The sequence below is a fragment of the Mesorhizobium sp. CA4 genome (assembly GCF_020165075.1).
Classification (GTDB): domain Bacteria; phylum Pseudomonadota; class Alphaproteobacteria; order Rhizobiales; family Rhizobiaceae; genus Mesorhizobium.
Window position 1 is genome coordinate 12,639 of record NZ_JAIUHK010000001.1, and the last position, 16,751, is coordinate 29,389.

At 62.7% G+C, this 16,751-nt stretch carries 16 protein-coding genes, 2 tRNA genes and 2 pseudogenes; 8 read left to right on the forward strand and 12 right to left on the reverse strand.

The window, feature by feature from the left end; all coding sequences use genetic code 11:
* Positions 1 to 13 precede the first annotated feature (13 nt).
* From LB528_RS00070 to LB528_RS00080, 3 genes are all read left to right on the forward strand, one after another.
* Complete coding sequence (locus tag LB528_RS00070) at positions 14 to 2,362, forward strand: xanthine dehydrogenase family protein molybdopterin-binding subunit (RefSeq protein ID WP_224713413.1); 2,349 nt, start codon at positions 14 to 16, stop codon at positions 2,360 to 2,362.
* A gap of 12 nt (positions 2,363 to 2,374) precedes the next feature.
* Positions 2,375 to 3,172 (forward strand): FAD binding domain-containing protein, encoded by a 798-nt coding sequence (locus LB528_RS00075; RefSeq protein WP_224713414.1) that lies wholly within the window; start codon positions 2,375 to 2,377, stop codon positions 3,170 to 3,172.
* Positions 3,173 to 3,378: 206 nt separating this feature from the next.
* On the forward strand, positions 3,379 to 4,401 hold the full coding sequence (locus LB528_RS00080; protein WP_224713415.1) for an acyltransferase family protein: 1,023 nt from the start codon (positions 3,379 to 3,381) through the stop codon (positions 4,399 to 4,401).
* Here the strand turns inward: LB528_RS00080 and LB528_RS00085 are convergent, their stop codons facing one another.
* From LB528_RS00085 to LB528_RS00095, 3 genes are all read right to left on the reverse strand, one after another.
* On the reverse strand, positions 4,402 to 4,890 hold the full coding sequence (locus LB528_RS00085) for an SRPBCC family protein (RefSeq protein ID WP_224713416.1): 489 nt from the start codon (positions 4,888 to 4,890) through the stop codon (positions 4,402 to 4,404).
* 75 nt (positions 4,891 to 4,965) lie between these two features.
* Positions 4,966 to 5,457: a GNAT family N-acetyltransferase gene (locus LB528_RS00090; RefSeq protein ID WP_224511206.1), complete on the reverse strand. Its 492-nt coding sequence runs from the start codon at positions 5,455 to 5,457 to the stop codon at positions 4,966 to 4,968.
* Positions 5,458 to 5,468: 11 nt separating this feature from the next.
* On the reverse strand, positions 5,469 to 6,224 hold the full coding sequence (locus LB528_RS00095) for a copper homeostasis protein CutC (RefSeq protein WP_224713417.1): 756 nt from the start codon (positions 6,222 to 6,224) through the stop codon (positions 5,469 to 5,471).
* A gap of 192 nt (positions 6,225 to 6,416) precedes the next feature.
* Here LB528_RS00095 and LB528_RS00100 point away from each other — a divergent pair.
* Positions 6,417 to 6,844 (forward strand): annotated as a pseudogene (locus LB528_RS00100) (carboxymuconolactone decarboxylase family protein); the annotation flags it as partial.
* Between the two features lie 66 nt (positions 6,845 to 6,910).
* Here LB528_RS00100 and LB528_RS00105 read toward each other — a convergent pair.
* The 7 genes and pseudogenes from LB528_RS00105 to LB528_RS00135 all read right to left on the reverse strand — a co-directional run bounded on the left by LB528_RS00105 (position 6,911) and on the right by LB528_RS00135 (position 12,952).
* The gene (locus LB528_RS00105) at positions 6,911 to 7,342 is read right to left on the reverse strand and encodes a cupin domain-containing protein (protein ID WP_224713418.1); all 432 of its coding nucleotides are present in this window, start codon (positions 7,340 to 7,342) and stop codon (positions 6,911 to 6,913) included.
* A 73-nt stretch (positions 7,343 to 7,415) separates the two neighbouring features.
* Complete coding sequence (locus LB528_RS00110) at positions 7,416 to 9,032, reverse strand: DHA2 family efflux MFS transporter permease subunit (protein WP_224713419.1); 1,617 nt, start codon at positions 9,030 to 9,032, stop codon at positions 7,416 to 7,418.
* On the reverse strand, positions 9,029 to 10,234 hold the full coding sequence (locus LB528_RS00115; protein WP_224713420.1) for an HlyD family secretion protein: 1,206 nt from the start codon (positions 10,232 to 10,234) through the stop codon (positions 9,029 to 9,031). The genes LB528_RS00110 and LB528_RS00115 overlap by 4 nt, the downstream gene beginning before the upstream one ends.
* Before the next feature lie 105 nt (positions 10,235 to 10,339).
* A pseudogene (locus tag LB528_RS00120) lies at positions 10,340 to 10,558 on the reverse strand (SDR family oxidoreductase); the annotation flags it as partial.
* An 80-nt stretch (positions 10,559 to 10,638) separates the two neighbouring features.
* Positions 10,639 to 11,547 carry a dihydrodipicolinate synthase family protein gene (locus LB528_RS00125; protein ID WP_224713421.1) on the reverse strand — a complete coding sequence of 303 codons (909 nt, stop codon included), beginning with the start codon at positions 11,545 to 11,547 and terminating at the stop codon, positions 10,639 to 10,641.
* 352 nt (positions 11,548 to 11,899) lie between these two features.
* Entirely contained in the window at positions 11,900 to 12,538 is a 639-nt protein-coding gene (locus LB528_RS00130; RefSeq protein WP_411962081.1) for a hypothetical protein, read from the reverse strand.
* A 156-nt stretch (positions 12,539 to 12,694) separates the two neighbouring features.
* Entirely contained in the window at positions 12,695 to 12,952 is a 258-nt protein-coding gene (locus LB528_RS00135) for a hypothetical protein (RefSeq protein WP_224511223.1), read from the reverse strand.
* A 279-nt stretch (positions 12,953 to 13,231) separates the two neighbouring features.
* On the opposite strand from LB528_RS00135, the gene LB528_RS00140 reads away from it, so the two are divergent.
* Entirely contained in the window at positions 13,232 to 13,519 is a 288-nt protein-coding gene (locus LB528_RS00140) for a hypothetical protein (protein ID WP_224511225.1), read from the forward strand.
* 406 nt (positions 13,520 to 13,925) lie between these two features.
* Positions 13,926 to 14,135, forward strand: coding sequence for a hypothetical protein (locus LB528_RS00145; protein WP_224511227.1), 210 nt, complete (start codon positions 13,926 to 13,928; stop codon positions 14,133 to 14,135).
* Between the two features lie 354 nt (positions 14,136 to 14,489).
* On the opposite strand, the gene LB528_RS00150 is transcribed toward LB528_RS00145, so the two are convergent.
* Both LB528_RS00150 and LB528_RS00155 read right to left on the reverse strand, forming a co-directional pair.
* Positions 14,490 to 14,690 (reverse strand): hypothetical protein, encoded by a 201-nt coding sequence (locus LB528_RS00150; protein WP_224511229.1) that lies wholly within the window; start codon positions 14,688 to 14,690, stop codon positions 14,490 to 14,492.
* A gap of 1,220 nt (positions 14,691 to 15,910) precedes the next feature.
* Positions 15,911 to 15,985 (reverse strand) — tRNA-Asn (locus LB528_RS00155).
* 208 nt (positions 15,986 to 16,193) lie between these two features.
* Between LB528_RS00155 and LB528_RS00160 the strand changes: the two genes are divergently transcribed.
* Together LB528_RS00160 and LB528_RS00165 are read left to right on the forward strand one after the other, a co-directional pair.
* Complete coding sequence (locus LB528_RS00160) at positions 16,194 to 16,454, forward strand: hypothetical protein (RefSeq protein ID WP_224713422.1); 261 nt, start codon at positions 16,194 to 16,196, stop codon at positions 16,452 to 16,454.
* 164 nt (positions 16,455 to 16,618) lie between these two features.
* A tRNA-Cys gene (locus LB528_RS00165) sits at positions 16,619 to 16,692 on the forward strand.
* Positions 16,693 to 16,751: the final 59 nt, after the last annotated feature.

The window sequence follows — 16,751 nt, forward strand, 5'->3', positions numbered from 1 at the left end:
CGGAGGAATTCCTATGGGTATCGAAGGCGTCGGCGCCCGCGTGGCGCGCAAGGAAGACAAGAGGTTCATCACCGGCGGCGGCCGCTATGTCGACGACATGGTTGTCCCCGGCATGAAGCATGCCGTGTTCGTGCGCAGTCCGCACGCGCATGCGCAGATCAAAAAGATCGACGTGAAAAAGGCGCAAGCGATGCCGGGCGTCATTGGCGTCCTGACAGGCAAGGAGCTCAAGGCCGACGGCATCGGCAATTTGATCTGCGGCTGGATGATCCACTCCAAGGATGGAACGCCGATGAAAATGGGCGCGTGGTCGCCTTTAGCCGTCGACAAGGTGCGCTATGTCGGCGACGCGGTCGTCATCGTCGTCGCCGACAGCAAGGGCCAGGCGCGCGACGCGGCGGAAGCGGTCGAGATCACCTATAAGGAACTGAAGGCCGTGGTCGACGCCACGAAAGCCATCCAACCCGGCGCGCCGCAGGTCCATGCCGAGGCCGACAACAACCTGATCTTCGACTGGGAACTCGGCGACGGCAAGGCGACCGACGCGGCGATCAAGTCGGCGGCCCATGTCACGCGCATGAAGATCGTCAACAACCGGCTGGTGCCGAATGCGATGGAGCCGCGCGCCGCGCTCGGGCACTACGACAAGGCCGAGGACCACTATACCTGCTGGACGACGTCGCAGAACCCGCATCTCGCGCGGCTGGTTATGAGCGCCTTCTACAACGTTGCGCCGGAAAACAAGCTGCGCGTGATCGCGCCCGATGTCGGGGGCGGCTTCGGCTCCAAGATCTACATCTATCCGGAAGAGATCGTCTGCCTGTGGGCATCGAAGAAGACCGGCGTTCCGGTCAAATGGGTCGCCGACCGCACCGAAAGCTTCCTTTCGGACGCGCATGGCCGCGACCATGTCTCGACGGTGGAGATGGCCTTCGACAAGGACAACCGCATCACCGCGCTGAAGGTCGATACCATAGCCAATCTCGGCGCCTATATGTCGCTGTTCTCGTCCTGCGTGCCGACCTATCTCTATGCCACGCTGCTGTCGGGCCAGTACAACATCCCGGCGATCCACGCCAATGTGCGCACCGTCTACACCAACACGGCGCCCGTCGATGCCTATCGCGGGGCCGGGCGGCCGGAGGCCACCTACGTGCTCGAGCGGATGATGGAAACCGCGGCGCGCGAGCTTGGCGTGTCGCCAGCGGAACTTCGACGCCGCAACTTCATCACGTCCTTCCCGCATCAGACGCCTGTGATCATGGCCTATGACGCGGGCGATTATAACGCTTCGCTCGATGCGGCGATGAAGGCCGCCGACTATGCCGGCTTCACCAAGCGCCGCGCCGACGCCGCCAAGCAGGGCAAGCTGCGCGGCATCGGCATGAGCTGCTACATCGAGGCCTGCGGCCTGGCGCCGTCATCGGCGGTCGGCTCGCTCGGCGCCGGCGTCGGTCTCTGGGAATCGGCAGAGGTGCGCGTCAATGCCGTAGGCACGATCGAGGTGCTCACCGGCTCGCACAGCCATGGCCAGGGCCATGAGACGACTTTCGCGCAGCTGGTCACCCAGCGCTTCGGCGTGCCGATCGACTCCGTCTCGATCGTGCATGGCGACACCGACAAGGTGCAGATGGGCATGGGCACCTACGGTTCGCGTTCCGGTGCCGTCGGCATGTCGGCCGTCGCCAAGGCCCTCGACAAGGTCGAAGCCAAGGCCAAGAAGATCGCCGCGCATCTGCTGGAAGCGGATGAGGGCGACATCGTCATCGAGAATGGCGAGGTCAAGGTGGCGGGGACCGACAAGAGCCTGCCCTGGTTCCAGGTGGCGCTCGCCTCCTATACCGCCCACAATCTGCCCGCCGGCATGGAGCCGGGCTTGAAGGAAACCGCCTTCTACGATCCGTCCAACTTCACCTTCCCGGCCGGCTGCTACATCTGTGAGGTCGAGATCGATCCGGAAACCGGCCTGACGGAAATCATCCAGTTCGTCGCGGCCGACGATTTCGGCAACATCATCAATCCGATGATCGTCGAAGGGCAGGTGCATGGCGGCATCGCCCAAGGCGTCGGCCAAGCGTTGCTGGAAGGCGCGCATTACGATGCCAACGGCCAGCTTTTGACGGCAAGCTACATGGACTACACCATGCCGCGCGCGGACGACCTGCCGTCCTTCCAGGTCTCGACCTCGAACACGCCATGTCCGGGCAATCCGCTCGGCATCAAAGGCTGCGGCGAGGCCGGCGCCATCGGTTCGCCGCCGGCGGTCATCAACGCCATCACCGATGCGCTGGGCGTCGTCGACATCGCCATGCCCGCGACGCCCGCCACGGTGTGGGCAACCATCCGCGCGACGAAGCACTGAGGAGGAACGAGCATGTATTCCGTCAATTATCATCGCGCTTCCTCCCTCGCCGACGCCGCCAAGCTCATGAAGAACGGCGACGCCAAACTGCTCTCCGGCGGTATGACGCTCATCCCCGCGATGAAGACGCGGCTTGCGTCGCCTTCCGATCTGGTCGACGTGTCGCGGTTGAACGACCTGCAGGGCGTCAAGGTGTCCGGCAAGACGGTCACCATCGGTGCCGCGACGACGCATTACGACGTCTCCAGCGACGAGAAGCTGAGGAAGGCCTGCCCGGCGCTTGCGCATCTGGCTTCCTTGATCGGCGATCCGGCGGTGCGCCACAAGGGCACGATCGGCGGCTCGATCGCCAACAATGATCCGGCGGCCGACTATCCGGCTGCGCTGCTGGCGCTGGGCGCGACGATCATCACCAACAAGCGCGAGATCGCGGCGGACAAATTCTTCAAGGGCCTGTTCGAGACGGCGCTGAAGGAAGGCGAGATCGCCACCGCGGTGAGCTTTACCGCTCCGGCCAAGGCGGCCTACCAGAAATTCCGCAATCCGGCTTCGCGCTACGCGATCGTCGGCGTGTTCGTGGCCAAGGGCAAGGACGGGGTGAGAGTGGCGGTGACCGGCGCCGGCGAGGACGGCGTTTTCCGCTCCAAGGAGATCGAGGCGGCGCTGGCGAAGAATTTCGATGCCGCAGCACTCGCCGGCCTCAAGCTGCCGGCAAAAGGGCTGATGAGCGACATCCACGCCTCCGCCGACTACCGCGCCAATCTGATCGCGGTGATGGCCAAGCGCGCCGTGATGGCCGCCAACGCCTGAACGGCGACTCCGCGGGTCAAAGAAGGGGCCGCTTCGGCCCCTTTTTCTTTGCCATAACAAAGGTTTGACCGGAAACGCCGGTCAAATCGCAGCTTCGCACTTGCACAAAGCTATCCCGCACTGCAAAATAAATCCGGCGGGAATACCAGATGGTCCGGGACGCGGGCGACACTTCGCATGCGGACCTCGAGTTGCGAAGGCACGGTATGACCGACATCTCCGCCGCGTCCGTCGTCCTACCGCGGGCCGCAGCCGACAGGGAAGCCAGGGCAAGACTTGCCTATCTCGACGGCTGGCGCGGCCTGTCGATCGCGCTGGTGCTGACAGGCCATTTCTTTCCGCTCCCGGGAATCAATCTCGGCGTCCTCGGCGTCGAGTTCTTCTTCGTGCTGAGCGGCCGGCTGATGGGCGAGATCCTGTTCATCGAGCGTTTTCCGCTGAAGAAGTTCTTCAAGCGCCGTTTCTCGCGCATCTATCCCGCGCTGCTTGTGTTCGTGATTGCCGGCATGATCGGGCTTGCCGGCACCTACATCGCGTTCAAGTGGAAGGCGGCGCTGACGGCGCTGACCTTCACCTACAATTACGCCGGCATTTTCATCACTCGCGCCGGCGCCCTCGACCATATCTGGTCGCTCTGCGTCGAGGAGCACTCCTATGTCCTTTTGGCGCTGATCAGCGTGGTGGTTCCCGGAAGGGCGAATGTCGTGCGGCTGCTGGTCGTGCTGGCGCTGCTGGCAATGGCCAACGGCGCCATTTCGTACGGGGTTCTCGGCATGGGCTACGAGATTACCTACTGGCGCACGGACGTGCATATCGCCTCGATCCTGCTATCGGCCGCGATCTGCCTGCTCAAGGCCGATGGGCGCCTGCCGGCCTTCCTGAAGAGCCGCCACGTGGCTCTTGCGGCCGCAGCCGCCGGCGTTCTGCTGTTCAGCAACCCGATACCGACGCCGCTGCATTATACGCTCGCCGTGCCGCTTTTGGCACTGGCGGTCAACATGCTCGACTTCGCCGGCGGCACTCTGAAAGGGCCGTTGTCATCGCGGCCGATGGTGATGCTGGGGCTGTGGTCGTATTCGCTTTATCTCTGGCAGCAGCCTTTCTACAAATTCGTCGATGAGCGCGGCAGCGCGACGATCCCGATGCTGGCGGCCGTGTTCGCCTGCGCGGTCGCGAGCTACTACATCGTCGAGAAACCCGCCCGCGGCTGGCTCAATCGAAACTGGTGATCAAGCGGGTTTTGTCGCTCGTTGCGCGGCGAGGTAGCGGCGGAGCCCAGCTTCGCCGCGCGGCGTGGTCCAGCGATGGTTCCAGGCGAAGGCTGGTCTCAGAATCGGCGCCAGAAGTTTGAGGATCGGCCTCTCGACCGTGACCTGCCAAACCAGATCGACATGGGTACCTGCCCCGGACGGCGACAGCTCCGCCCGCCACAGGCCGTCGAAATCGCCGAAGGTCTTCACCACCACGAGCCGGCCAGGGTCGAGCTTGGCGGCCTCGATGATGAAGTTCAGCTCGTAGGGCAGGGCGCCGCGCGCTCTCGCCCTAGCGCGGGCGCCGACGACGCCCTTGCCCTTCTTGTCGAGCGGTTCGACCTCCTTGTAGGCATCGCCCCACCAAAGCGGCAGAAGCTGAGCGTCCGAGAGCACGTCCCAAACTTCCTGGGGTGTGCCTTCAGGGATGTCCCAGCTCTCGTCGAAGCGGAAGACGTTGCTCGCCATGACGTCGCCCCCAACCAGCGGATTGGCCATATTAGCTGCGGCTTGTTTTCCTTGCCAGCGGCTTCGGAGGCGTCTTCAGATGGGCTTCGCCCAATAGCGCACCGACTTCTTGCCGCCGTGGATCACCGCATCGCCGACCTCGGCGAAGCCGAGCGCTGCGTGGAAGGCGTCGGAGGCCGGGTTGGGCGGATCGGCGTTGACCTCGCAGGTGACGATCGTGTGGCCGGCGCGCCGGGCCTGCTCGAACAGATCCTCGTAAAGCCGTCGGGCATGGCCGCGGCCGCGGGCGTCCGCCGCTACGACGACGCGGTCGACATAGACGAAGCGCGGATAGCGCTGGCGAAACCAGAGGAAGTTCGGGCTGTCGTAACTTGCGTCCTGGGCGAAGCATAGGATGAAGGCTTCGAGCGCGCCGATGCGGCGGGTGTAGAAAGCCTCGCCGAGCAGGAAGGAAAGCCGTTCGGGCTCGAGCCAGGACAGCTCCGCCGCGTGGTCGTTGTTGAGCGCGAGGATGGCGGGCTCGTCGGCGGGCGAGACGCGTTCGATCGGCAGCACTTGCTTGGTCATCGTCCTTGCCATCAGGCCTTCGCAGCCGCGATCGTCGCCGCCACCTTGGCTTGATCGGTCACCGTGTTGCGGTATTCGCGGTCGAGGTCGGTGCCGCCCATGCCGACATTCGGGTTGCGGTAGCGCATGGCGCTCGGCACGTCCGCAAGTGCTGCAAAATGCATCTCGGTCAGTCCCGTGCGCCTGCGCACCTCGCCGATCGTGTCGGGCGCGAGCGCGCCGCAGCCGAGGATGATGATGCGCGAGCCGGCCCGGCGAACCAGCTCCGCCAGAAGCTCGACGCCTTCGACTGCCGTATCGCGCTGGCCGCTGGTCAGCACGCGGCCGACCTTGCAGCGGATCAGGGCTTCGAGCGCCTCGGCCGGATCGCGCGTCATGTCGAAAGCGCGGTGGCAGGTGACGTTGAGCGGGCCGGCGGCCTCAACCAACGCGCGCATGCGCGCCTCGTCGATCGCGCCGTCGGCGGTCAGGCAGCCGACGACGACGCCGGCGACGCCCAGCTCGCGCAGCGCTTCGACATCGGCAAGCATCGAGCGGTATTCGGCCTCGCTGTAGAGGAAGTCGCCGCCGCGCGGGCGCACGATGACATGGAAGGGAATGGTCGCGCTTTCGAGCGCGGCGCGCACCGTGCCCATGCTCGGTGTGATGCCGCCTTCGATCAGGCTGGCGCAGAGCTCGACCCGGTCGGCACCGGCCGCCTGCGCGGCGAGCAGCCCGTCAATGCCTTCGACGCAGATTTCGATCAGGGGTCTTTGCGTGTCCGCCACCGGCTTCCATCCATGCTTTCGACGAGATGGGCAGCCCTAGCACCGGGCGCGCCGCCGCGAAAGCCGCAACCATCGGTCCAGCCATGGAAGCGCTTGACAACTCATAACCACAAAGTTATGGGTAAACTCATAACTGGAAAGTTATTGATTAATGCGTGCCCTGCCGGCCGCAAGAACCCGAGGAGACCGACGATGGAAGCAAGATTGAAGAATCCGGTGATGCTCATTCCCGGCGCGCTGCAGGCGCTGCTGGCGCTCGACAAGTCAACAGAGGCCGGCGACGTGCCTTACGTGACGCGCAAGCTCATTCACCTGCGCGCCAGCAGATCAACGCCTGCGCCGTCTGCGTCGACATGCATGCGCGCGAGTTGAAGAAAGCCGGCGAGAAGGACGAGCGGATCTTTGCCGTGTCGGCATGGCGGGAGACGCCGTACTTCAACGAAGCCGAACGCGCCGCGCTTGCGCTGACGGAAGCCGCGACGCGGCTGGCCGATCGTTCCGACGCGGTGCCGGACGACGTCTGGGACGAGGCCGCGCGCCATTATGATGACAAGGCGCTCGCCGCCCTGGTGATCCAGATCGCGCTGATCAATGCGTTCAACCGCCTGAACGCCACCACGGCAACCGGTGGGCGCCTGGGGATGAATCGAGGGAGGACGCCCGCTTCGAACCGCGCGTCTTGCCGGCTACTGCTTCAGGATCGTGTTCTTGGCGCCTTGCTCGATCTGGTCGATCACCAGAAGCTTCACCGGATCGGTGCCGATATTGGTGGCCTGATGCCACTGGCCGATCATCTCGACGATGAAGTCGCTGGTCTTGTAAGTATTGCTGGCGCCCGTCTCGACATTGGTGACCTTGAGCGTGCCTTGCTCGACATAGGCGTAGCGCGGGAAGGGGTGCTTGTGCACGGGCAGCGTCGCGCCCGGCGCGATCTGATACGATGAGACCTGAATCTCGACGTTCTTCTGCGGCAGCGTGATCGGCTGGCCGGACGCGGTCGTCGTCTTAGACGCCAGCGGCGTGACGACGACCGGCGCGTTGCTGCTGTCCAAGGCGTTGGCAGCAGTCGCATAGACGGTGGCTATCGCCAGCAGTGCCGATGTCGTGATGTTGCGCATGGTCCCCTCCAAGATTTCCGCACCATCGCCCGACCGACGTTGACGCACAAGCATCCTTTTGCAAGCGGCTCTGTCACACGGCGGGGCTGTCCTGCCGTTTGGCTGGCCCGGGCTTCGGCGGCCTGAGGAACAGGGCGAGCGGCACCAACACTGCCGTCGCTACCGCGCAATAGAAGAAGACATCGATATAAGCGAGCAGCGAAGCCTGGCGGCCGATCTCCTGGCCGATCCAGCCCACGGCCTGTTGCCTGGCCTCGGCCAGCGGCGAGCCTTCGGCGACGAAATGGTCCGTCACCTGGCGAAGCGTCTGCTGATAGGTGTCGCTCGATTGCGCCGTGTGGCCGACCAGCACCGATTGATGGAGCTGGGCGTTCTGGGCAATCACCGTGTTGGACAGCGACACGCCGATGCTGCCGCCGATGTTGCGGGCGACATTGATCAGCGAGGACGCCTGATCGGTCTTCTGCGGCGGCAGGCCGACATAGGCGGCGGTCGAGATCGGGATGAACAGGAACGGCAGGCCGATCATCATGTAGACGCGCGCATAGGCGAAGAAACCGAAACTGGCGTCGGGCGTCAGCGAGGTGGTGTGCCAGAGCGCGACCGCGACCACCGACATGCCTAACATGATGAGATAGCGCGGCTGAACGATACCGGCGGCAAAGCCCGAAATCGGCATCAGCATGAGCATGGCGATGCCGCCCGGCATCATCGACAGGCCGGAAAGGGTGGCGGTGTAGTCGAAGGTCGTCTGCTGCAGCTGCGGCAAAAGCTGCGTGGTGCTAAAGAGCACCGCCCCAACCGCCATCATGACGAGGAACGACATGCCGAATTGCCGGCTGAAAAGCAGGCGGATGTCGACGATCGGTTCGCGCCTCGTCCACTCCCACGGAACAAGCAGCAGGAACGACACCGCTGAGATCACGGCGAAAGTAGTGATGAAGGTCGAGGCGAACCAGTCGTTGCGCTGGCCTTCGTCGAGAAAGACTTCGAGGCAGCCGAGCGCCGTCGCCACCAGGATGAAGCCGATCCAGTCGACCTTCAGCCCCTTGCTCAACCGTTCCCGGCGCTCGCGTTCGAGAATGTCGGGCTCGATCACCAGCCATTGCACTAGCGCCAGCGACATGATGCCGAACGGCACGTTGATGAAGAAGATCCAGTGCCAGGAGAAATTGTCGGTGAGCCAGCCGCCGATGGTCGGCCCCACAGTCGGCGCGACGATCACGGCAATGCCGTAAAGCGCAAAGGCCTGGGAGCGTTTCTCAGGCGGAAAGGTGTCGGCGAGGATCGATTGCTCGCTCGGCGCCATGCCGCCGCCGCCAAGCCCCTGCAGGATGCGGAAGGCGATCAGCGTCGGCAGATTAGGCGCCAGCCCGCACAGCAGCGACGCCAGCGTGAAGGTCGCCACGCAGATCATGTAATAGCGCTTGCGGCCGATGACGCTGGTCAGCCAGCCGCTGACCGGAATGATAACGGAGTTGGCGACGAGATAGGTGGTGATCACCCATGTGCTCTCGTCCATGCCGGCGGCGAGGCTGCCGGCGATGTTGCGCAGCGCGACATTGGCAATCGAGGTGTCGAGCACCAGCATGAAGGTCGCGATCGAGACAACGATCGCGATCAGCCAGGGATTGCGCCCGCCGGCGGCGGAACGGCTTTCGCTGCCCTGGGCTGTTGCGGCATCGCTCATCGTACCTTGACCGTCGGCACCACTGACATTCCGGGACCGAGATAGACGCCGGGCGGTTGGTCGAACACGATCTTGACCGGCACGCGCTGCACCACCTTGACGAAATTGCCGGTGGCGTTTTCGGCAGGGAGCAGGCTGAACGCCGTGCCGCTGCCGGCTTGGATGCTGTCGACATGGCCATGGAAGGTCTTTTCCGGATAGGCGTCGATGGCGATGTCGACGGGCTGGCCCGGCCGCATCAGATCGAGCTGCGTCTCCTTGAAATTGGCCTTCACCCAGACGTCGTTGGGCACGAACATCATCAGCACCTGGCCGGGCTGCGCATAGGTGCCCTTTGCCGCCGTGATGTTGGTGGCATGGCCGGCGACGGGCGCCCGGATGGTCGTGCGGGTGAGGGTGGTCTTGGCCTGGTTCTCGGTGGCCTCGGCCTGCCGAAGCTTGGCTTCGGCGCTCTTGCCCTGAGCCTGCAGCACCGCCACCTGGCTTTTCGCCGCCTCGGCATTGGCATTGGCCGCGTCCAGCGCCGCCTGGTCCTGGCGCAAGGTCGAAGCGGCCTGCTGTGCCTGTTGTTGCGTCGCCGTGCCCTTGGCCAGGAGTTCACGGTTGCGCTGGTCCTCGGATTTGGCGAATTCGAACGCCGCCTGTGCCTGCGCCACCTGCTTTTCGGCGGCATCGATCTTGGCGTTCTGCGCCTGGGTCTGGGCCTGGACGTTGGCGATCTCGGCCTGCGCCGCCACCACGCCTGCTTCCGCCTGTTTGAGCGAGGCCTGATAATCGCTGTCGTCGATGCGCAGAAGCACTGCGCCGGCCTCGTCCGGCTGGTTGTCGGTGACGGCGACATCGGTGACGCGCCCGGCAATTTCCGCTCCGACCGTCACCGTGCGTGCGTCGATGAAGGCGTCGTCGGTCCATTCATACTGCCGTGCGTTAATCCACCAGATGACCACGGCCGCGATGACCAACAGGATTAGGATGGCGATGATCGCCGCTATGTAGGGATGGCGTCTGATAAGGCCGGGTCTGTTGCCGTCCGGCGGACTGTCATTCGCCTGCGTGTCTTGCGCCCGCTTGTCGTCGTCACGCTTGTTTTCGACGGGCCTGTCGTCGCCTGGCGGGCGTTGCTGCTGATCGGACCGGGGCTGAGCCCGCGCTTCTTCGGCGGGAGCGGTTTCGCGCTCTTTTCTGTCAGTTTTTGCGTCCAAGGCAACGGGTCCCAGATATCGTCGACCCCCCTCGCAGCAGGGTCAACGGGTGTTTTCCGCAAAGGTTCCTGTCGCCAATACCGGGCGGCGGCCGGCTGACAGCCGTCAGTCCGCCATCCAGCCGCCGTCCACCATCAGGTTTATGCCGGTGACGTAGCTCGCCATGTCGCTGGCAAGAAACAGCGCCGCGCCCGCCGCGTCATGCGGATGCCCGAGCCGCGGCCATGGCGTGCGGCGGCGCGAATAGTCGAGCGCATCAGGACCGTTGGCGACGCCCGGTTTGCCGGTGATGATCTTGCCCGGCGCGATAGCGTTGCAGACGATCCGTCTCGGCGAGCACTGCAAGCGCGCCGGCAGGCTTGTCGGTGTGCAGGATGATTGTTGGGCGCGCCGACATCGCGACCTCAATCGCGGCCGATATGATCGGCGGCGCTGCCGAGGGCCGTCAGCAGCGCCTGGCCGCTCTCGAGCGTCACATTCTCATGCGGCGCGCGCAGGTTCAGCCAGCGCCGGTCGCCGGACTTGACCGCAAGCACCGCCTTCATCGCCGGGATCAGCCCGGCGTCCTGAACGACCTTCCGGAACGCCTTGATGGCGTCGTCGGCTTCGGTGACGTCCTCGCCTTTCCGGGCCGCGTCATAGAGGCGGCGAATGGCGGCGGCGTTCAAATTGACGGTGGCCGAAATGCAGCCGGCCGCGCCGCTCGCCAGACCCTTGGTGAGCTGCGCCTCGGAACTCGGAAAGACCGAGATATCGGGGGCGGCGGCGATGACGGCGGCCGTGTTATTCCAGTCGCCGGCGCTGTCCTTGTAGGCGACGACCGTGTCCGGAAAGGCCATGGTCAGCCTCGCCGTCAACGCTGGACTGACCGGCACGCCGGAGTTCTGCGGGATGTGATAGAGGATCACGCGCATCGAAGACTTTGCCACCTTCTCGATCAGCTCGCTGTAATAGCGCGCCTGGCCGTTGTCGCCGGCGCCAGTGTAGAAGAAGGACGGCAGCACCATCACCGCGGCGCAGCCGAGACCGACGGCATGGGCCGACAATTCGACCGTTTCCGGCAGCGCGGTGATGCCGGTCCCGGGCATCAGCCGGTCGGGCGCAATGCCGGCCTCGACCAGCCATTCCAGCGCCTGCATGCGCTCGCGCAAGGACACCGACAGCGCTTCGCCCGTCGTGCCGAAGGGCGAGAGGAAATGCGCGCCCTGGTCCAGCACCCATCTGGCGTGAGAGATCCAGAGATCGCGCGCGATGCGGCCGTCGTCTTCGAACGGCGTCAGGATCGGGGCGATGGTTCCTTGCGGGCGGGTCATGAATGTCCTCTATGCTGGTGGCCGGCCACCGCCGCGACTGCGCGGGCGAAATAGGCCGACGCGGTGATGTCGAAGAGTATGTCGAAACCCGTCGGCGAACGGAACCTCACGGCCTCGATATGGCCGACGCGGCTCTGCGCGATATCGTCGGCGCCGCTATCGGCTTGCTGGCAAGGTGTTTCGAGCGAAGGCTAAGGTAGGGCGACGAAGCCGCAAAGCAAAAAAATCGCCGGCACAATGGCCATGGGAATTTGGCCCATTTGAGGTGGAGGCAGCCCGCCGGAAGCGGTGATGTTTGGCAGCAGCAGCCAGCTTCGCCGACGGTGACTGGAAGTCCGTTGCAGGCCGCCAATCAATGCGACGGGATTGGCGGATCGGCGACTGAGTGCAAGCTGCGTTTGTACTTCGCCAGGATCTCCTCTTCGATTTCGTCGATCGCCAGCGTTAGTGAACGTTGATTGTTGGCGTCGACGTCAATGATCAACCGCCCGCGCGCCGTCAGCAAGCCGCATACGCGCGCGACTACCGCGGCCGACTGAAGCCTTATGTCCAAGCCGGTTTCGAACCAACGCTCGGCAAAGGTATGGTTCTTCTGTCTCCGGTCAAGCCGCTCGATGAGAAGTTGCTCGGAGGCATCGATTCTAACCACCACGTCCGACTCGGGTATGAAATCCAGCGCGTGAGCAAGGCTCGTCTCATCTGCTGTTCCACTGAAGCACGCGAGCATCGAAACCGCCTGAACGAAGGCTTCGTCGAAAATAAGAATTTCCTCGCTGGTGACAGACTGGCGCCATGCGCGGGCAAGGCGGAGAACGTACTGACTTAGCCTGATGCGCCAGATCACGTTTCTGGGAGGCAGTGTGTGAATCAGATTTGCGCGAATTCTGAAGTCGACGGCATTTGCGGATGGGCGACAGGCCATGCCGATCGAGCGTGCGGCCGCGCGGGCGACTCGACCCATCGCAGTGACAATGCCGCCGGGGTCCAGCATGGTTCGATGAACAGCGCGCCGGTCAGTGAGAACAATCCTCGCAGGGTGCCCGTGAGCCCGCAACTGTTCATAGAGCGCATGCGCAAATGTCGTTTTGCCTGACCCAGCTGGACCTACAAATTCAACAATCATGCGTTAGGAACCCTGCTGGCCTGGCTATATGTCGTATCGAGGGACCAGCTTCGGCGACCGCAGCTCCTGAGCCATTTTCGCCGCCTGGAAGATTGTCATAAGAACGTAGGTCGTTTCACCTTCGGTCGAGTTTATGGCCAAGACCACGCGGCCGATCTCGTCACTCATGGCGCAAGACCAGTCTTTGACAGCAATCGCTCGTTTCCCCGCCATTTGCCCCTCCCTTTCCTTTGGGAGGTTATTTGGCGTCGTGAAAACCAGCAATTTGGACTGAATGCCCATTCCGTTGGGCCTAACGTCGTTCCCTGCCTGTTTGCCGTCAATTGGTGAGCAATCGAGATGACAGACTTCAGATTGGCGGAATTACGGTGGCTAATGATTGATCCGAGCCAGCGCTCCTGGAGCAACGTCAGGCTGGCTGCAGAAGGAAAAGGTGCACTGTCACCCGTAATTCGGGCGTAACCACCTTACTTGTTTGCGCCGCGTGGGAACGTCTCGAATGACCATGCGTTCTTCCGTCACGGTCACATTTCATTGAGGACCTAACCGGAGGATGTTCAAATGAAAATGAAGGTGCTCTGCATGAGCGCAGTTGCGCTCGCAATGATGGGTAGTGCCGCGATAGCCGGCAGCAATACCGGGACGTCCGCGCTCGATGACCCGGCCAAGATGTCGCCGTTCTTCACCGATGCTGGCATGAAAACATTGAGATCCGAGGCGGATTTCAAGACTGCCTGGATGGCCATGAAGCCGGATGAGCGTGCAGCGGTTTTGAAAGACTGCGGCGACACAACCATTAGCAAGTCGCACGCAGACTTCTGCGCGATGGCCAAGAAGATGGGGGGCTGAAGCCTCCCTCTACGAGCCCATCGCAACGTTATCCGCTATGGAACAATTCTCGCTCGGATGACGGATTGAGGCGCGGGGTGCGCCGCCGGTTTTAAGCCCGCTGCCTTCCCATTGGGGCGGCGGGCTTTTTGGTGGGGCGCCTACCCTGGTCCTGCAGTTGCCAGGATTATTGCGACCGCGTGCAATGCACTGCTTTAGTTCTTGTCCTTTAACGGAGAACAGTTTCCGAAAATGTCTTGCTGGTTTATGAGGACCGGCAGCATAGATACGCCCCCCGTCAAATGCGCACTGTCACCCTATTTCCCTCAGTCCCGCCGGAAGCATTGGCCTGCAAATAGATGATGGCTCATGGCTGCGCGAGTTATAGGGTCGTCGCTACGACAGAAACCTCGGGGAGGGGCTGCTCATGCAGTCTCCGGCAGAAAAATACAAAGGCTCAGCTCGACCATTGCCGGGGGAAGCGGAACGGCGGGCAAGGCTGCAAAAAATGCAAGGGCTGCGAACCCTGCGATCTTACGGCTCCTGCCTTCGGCTTGATACAAGCGCCCAATTCCACGATCTGATCGATTGTACCGCGCTGCTGGAACCGTTGAATGAAGGCGACGACGAGCAGTGACGGTGAACCCGACGCGCTCCCAAGCCACATGGCTTCCCAGCCTCGCGCCGGCACTGCCGGCCCTTACGCCTGGCAAGCAGCGGTGAACGCTTGCGGTCGGGCGGCTCCATCCCACTACAGGGACATTCGGGCCTGGCTATCGTTGGCAGTTCTGTCCGACCATAGGGGAGGTCAACGGAAGCCAATCATCGCGCGATCTGCTGGGTCCCAAGCCGCGCAAGGACAAGCAACGCGAAATCCGAAATGCTGCTGCCAAAAACCTCCGACACGACTGGGATCGGAACAAGGTCCCTGGAGATGGCGACAGCATTGGGATCGAAGAGGACGAGGTCCAGCCGGCGACGACAGCGGACGTCACCTCGGAGACAAGCGGCCCGGCAAGGCTGGCGGGTTGTTTTCAATGCAGGATCGCGAGGCGAGACCAATCACGGCGATCATTGTCCCGATCACCCATTTCCAGTGCTCTAGATAGTCCACCAAAACATGCGCGGTGGTCGAAGTCCAATGCCGTTCATAGCGCTCGCCGGGAAGAATAACGGAACGCTTCCCGACCATTGGTTCCTCCGGGATAAGTGACCCTGATACCAAGCGGCCACCCTCTGACGAAGCCCCATTTCCTTAGCGACCTTTCTTTAGTTGACCCGGCGTTCTTGTGTCTGTGGCAGAAAAGTCACGCACCTGGAATATGCAGCGCCTCAACTGGCGCGCGCTTATTATCCAGCTAGGCAAGGCGTACCGTCGTTGATGGGCAAAAGGGGTGCCCCGTCCTCCCGAACTAGCGCCCGCTGCGGAAACGTGACGGGCGTTTTTTGTTTAATACGATTGGCAGCTGACCGCATTGCCGAACGTCTGGCAGTTTGTGACCGCTAGACGTTGATACATTTGCCCACGGAACGGAAACGCTGGCATTCGACCGTCAGAGGAGCCGCAGCTAAACGACATCCCGTACCAAGTCACCGGCCCCGGTATGATGTCCGCGACAATGCCACCGGCATGGCTCTCGCTGTCTACCACTTGGTATGGGCCACGGCAGATTTTTGTCGCCTCCTGAAAGCAGTCTTGCGGCGATCCGCTACATTTGACGGTGTTGACCTTCGAACCAGATGGCCCGACGAACGCCGTGTTGGTAGGGGCAACACACCCGGACAGCCCTACCACCCCCAAGAACGCTATGAGCGCTCTCATCAGTCCCCCAAAAAAAGCCACCCAAGCTTCTATCTCCGGTAGAAACCGCCGATTCCGAGAGACTGTCAACTTGGCCCGGCGGCTTCGGCCTACGGGCCGCGACAATGCCGGAGGCGACGCTAAGGCCGCCTCCGGCATTTCAAGCAAAATAGGTCCACAGAAGAACCAGTGACGCGAGAAATCGCGCACTAATCCGAATTCTGAAGCCCCGCCCGTAGAGGACAACAAGGTCCGGGGAACACTCCTTTTCAGGAGCCGAGCGCTCTGCTCGTTGCAGATTTCAAAGTTCGAACGTCAGTTGGGAGAGCGCCGGTTACGTGCGGCGAACGCTTTTGCGTAACGACCCCGAAAGGTCCGGCCCGGATCGATTGAGAGGCCGGTAACCTCTGCAAGGCTTTCGATCGCCTCGAAGGAAGCTTGCGCGGTTTGATTCGCGATGCCTGATGATCGCAGAGAACCTCAGGAGTACAAATTTTCCAGACGACGGGCTTCTGGCGTTGTTTGCGCTTGTAGCCCGGAATTTAGCCCGCGAGGACCTTTGCCCAGTAGAATGGCACAAGCAGATTTTCAGTTAAGTGCTTGAAAAGACTTGGCTCCCCGGGCCGGATTCGAACCAGCGACCAACCGGTTAACAGCCGGTTGCTCTACCACTGAGCTACCGGGGAACGGAGGCTCTGACGTGAGTGGCGCAGCCTATAGCAAACACCTTTCGGCTTTGCAAAGAAGCATTTCGCATTTTTTCTCCAGATTTTGATGCGGCTATTTGTGCCATCGTCCGGCGCGCCCACATATGAAGGGCTTCACACCGGCACGGAACAAAGCGGCCGGTCATCGCCTTGACATGGCTTAGGCAGCAGATGGGATTTGGCTTGAATGACCGCAGCGGATGATGACAACGCCCCGGCGCGGAAGATTTCGATCTTCGGCCGCGAGTTCACCATGCCGCGCTCGCGCGGCTGGCGAATCGCGATCGGCATGCTGCTTACCCTTGGCGGGCTTCTGGGCTTTCTGCCGATTCTCGGTTTCTGGATGGTTCCGCTCGGTCTCCTGGTCCTATCCTATGAATTCGCCATGATCCGACGCCACCGGCGGCGTTTCGTCGTCTGGTGGGGACGCCGGCGCCGGTCCGACTGAGAGGCCGCGGCGGCTGCGCCACAGCGGTGCCTGATCCCTGACAATCGATAGGTAATCACCACTTTGGCCGCTCCACGCGAAAGCGTCGGGAATGACGCGCGAGCGCTTGACGACCTTTGAGCACCAACATAATGAGTTCGCTCGGAACGCCGGGAGCATTGCGAGGCCTCGTGGCGGAGTGGTTACGCAGAGGACTGCAAATCCTTGCACCCCGGTTCGATTCCGGGCGAGGCCTCCAGATGCTTGCGGGCTCCAGCGCAATCGCGCCGGAGTGGGGTTCCAGTCGAAGTTTTGGCC

Bases quoted from the DNA above. Each gene is read 5' to 3' on its own strand.
- LB528_RS00070 (WP_224713413.1), top strand. From the start codon at position 14: ATGGGTATCGAAGGCGTCGGCGCCCGCGTGGCGCGCAAGGAAGACAAG.
- LB528_RS00075 (WP_224713414.1), top strand. From the start codon at position 2,375: ATGTATTCCGTCAATTATCATCGCGCTTCCTCCCTCGCCGACGCCGCC.
- LB528_RS00080 (WP_224713415.1), top strand. From the start codon at position 3,379: ATGACCGACATCTCCGCCGCGTCCGTCGTCCTACCGCGGGCCGCAGCC.
- LB528_RS00085 (WP_224713416.1), bottom strand. From the start codon at position 4,890: ATGGCGAGCAACGTCTTCCGCTTCGACGAGAGCTGGGACATCCCTGAA.
- LB528_RS00090 (WP_224511206.1), bottom strand. From the start codon at position 5,457: ATGACCAAGCAAGTGCTGCCGATCGAACGCGTCTCGCCCGCCGACGAG.
- LB528_RS00105 (WP_224713418.1), bottom strand. From the start codon at position 7,342: ATGCGCAACATCACGACATCGGCACTGCTGGCGATAGCCACCGTCTAT.
- LB528_RS00110 (WP_224713419.1), bottom strand. From the start codon at position 9,032: ATGAGCGATGCCGCAACAGCCCAGGGCAGCGAAAGCCGTTCCGCCGCC.
- LB528_RS00125 (WP_224713421.1), bottom strand. From the start codon at position 11,547: ATGACCCGCCCGCAAGGAACCATCGCCCCGATCCTGACGCCGTTCGAA.
- LB528_RS00130 (WP_411962081.1), bottom strand. From the start codon at position 12,538: ATGCTGGACCCCGGCGGCATTGTCACTGCGATGGGTCGAGTCGCCCGC.
- LB528_RS00135 (WP_224511223.1), bottom strand. From the start codon at position 12,952: ATGGGCATTCAGTCCAAATTGCTGGTTTTCACGACGCCAAATAACCTC.
- LB528_RS00140 (WP_224511225.1), top strand. From the start codon at position 13,232: ATGAAAATGAAGGTGCTCTGCATGAGCGCAGTTGCGCTCGCAATGATG.
- LB528_RS00145 (WP_224511227.1), top strand. From the start codon at position 13,926: ATGCAGTCTCCGGCAGAAAAATACAAAGGCTCAGCTCGACCATTGCCG.
- LB528_RS00150 (WP_224511229.1), bottom strand. From the start codon at position 14,690: ATGGTCGGGAAGCGTTCCGTTATTCTTCCCGGCGAGCGCTATGAACGG.
- LB528_RS00160 (WP_224713422.1), top strand. From the start codon at position 16,194: ATGACCGCAGCGGATGATGACAACGCCCCGGCGCGGAAGATTTCGATC.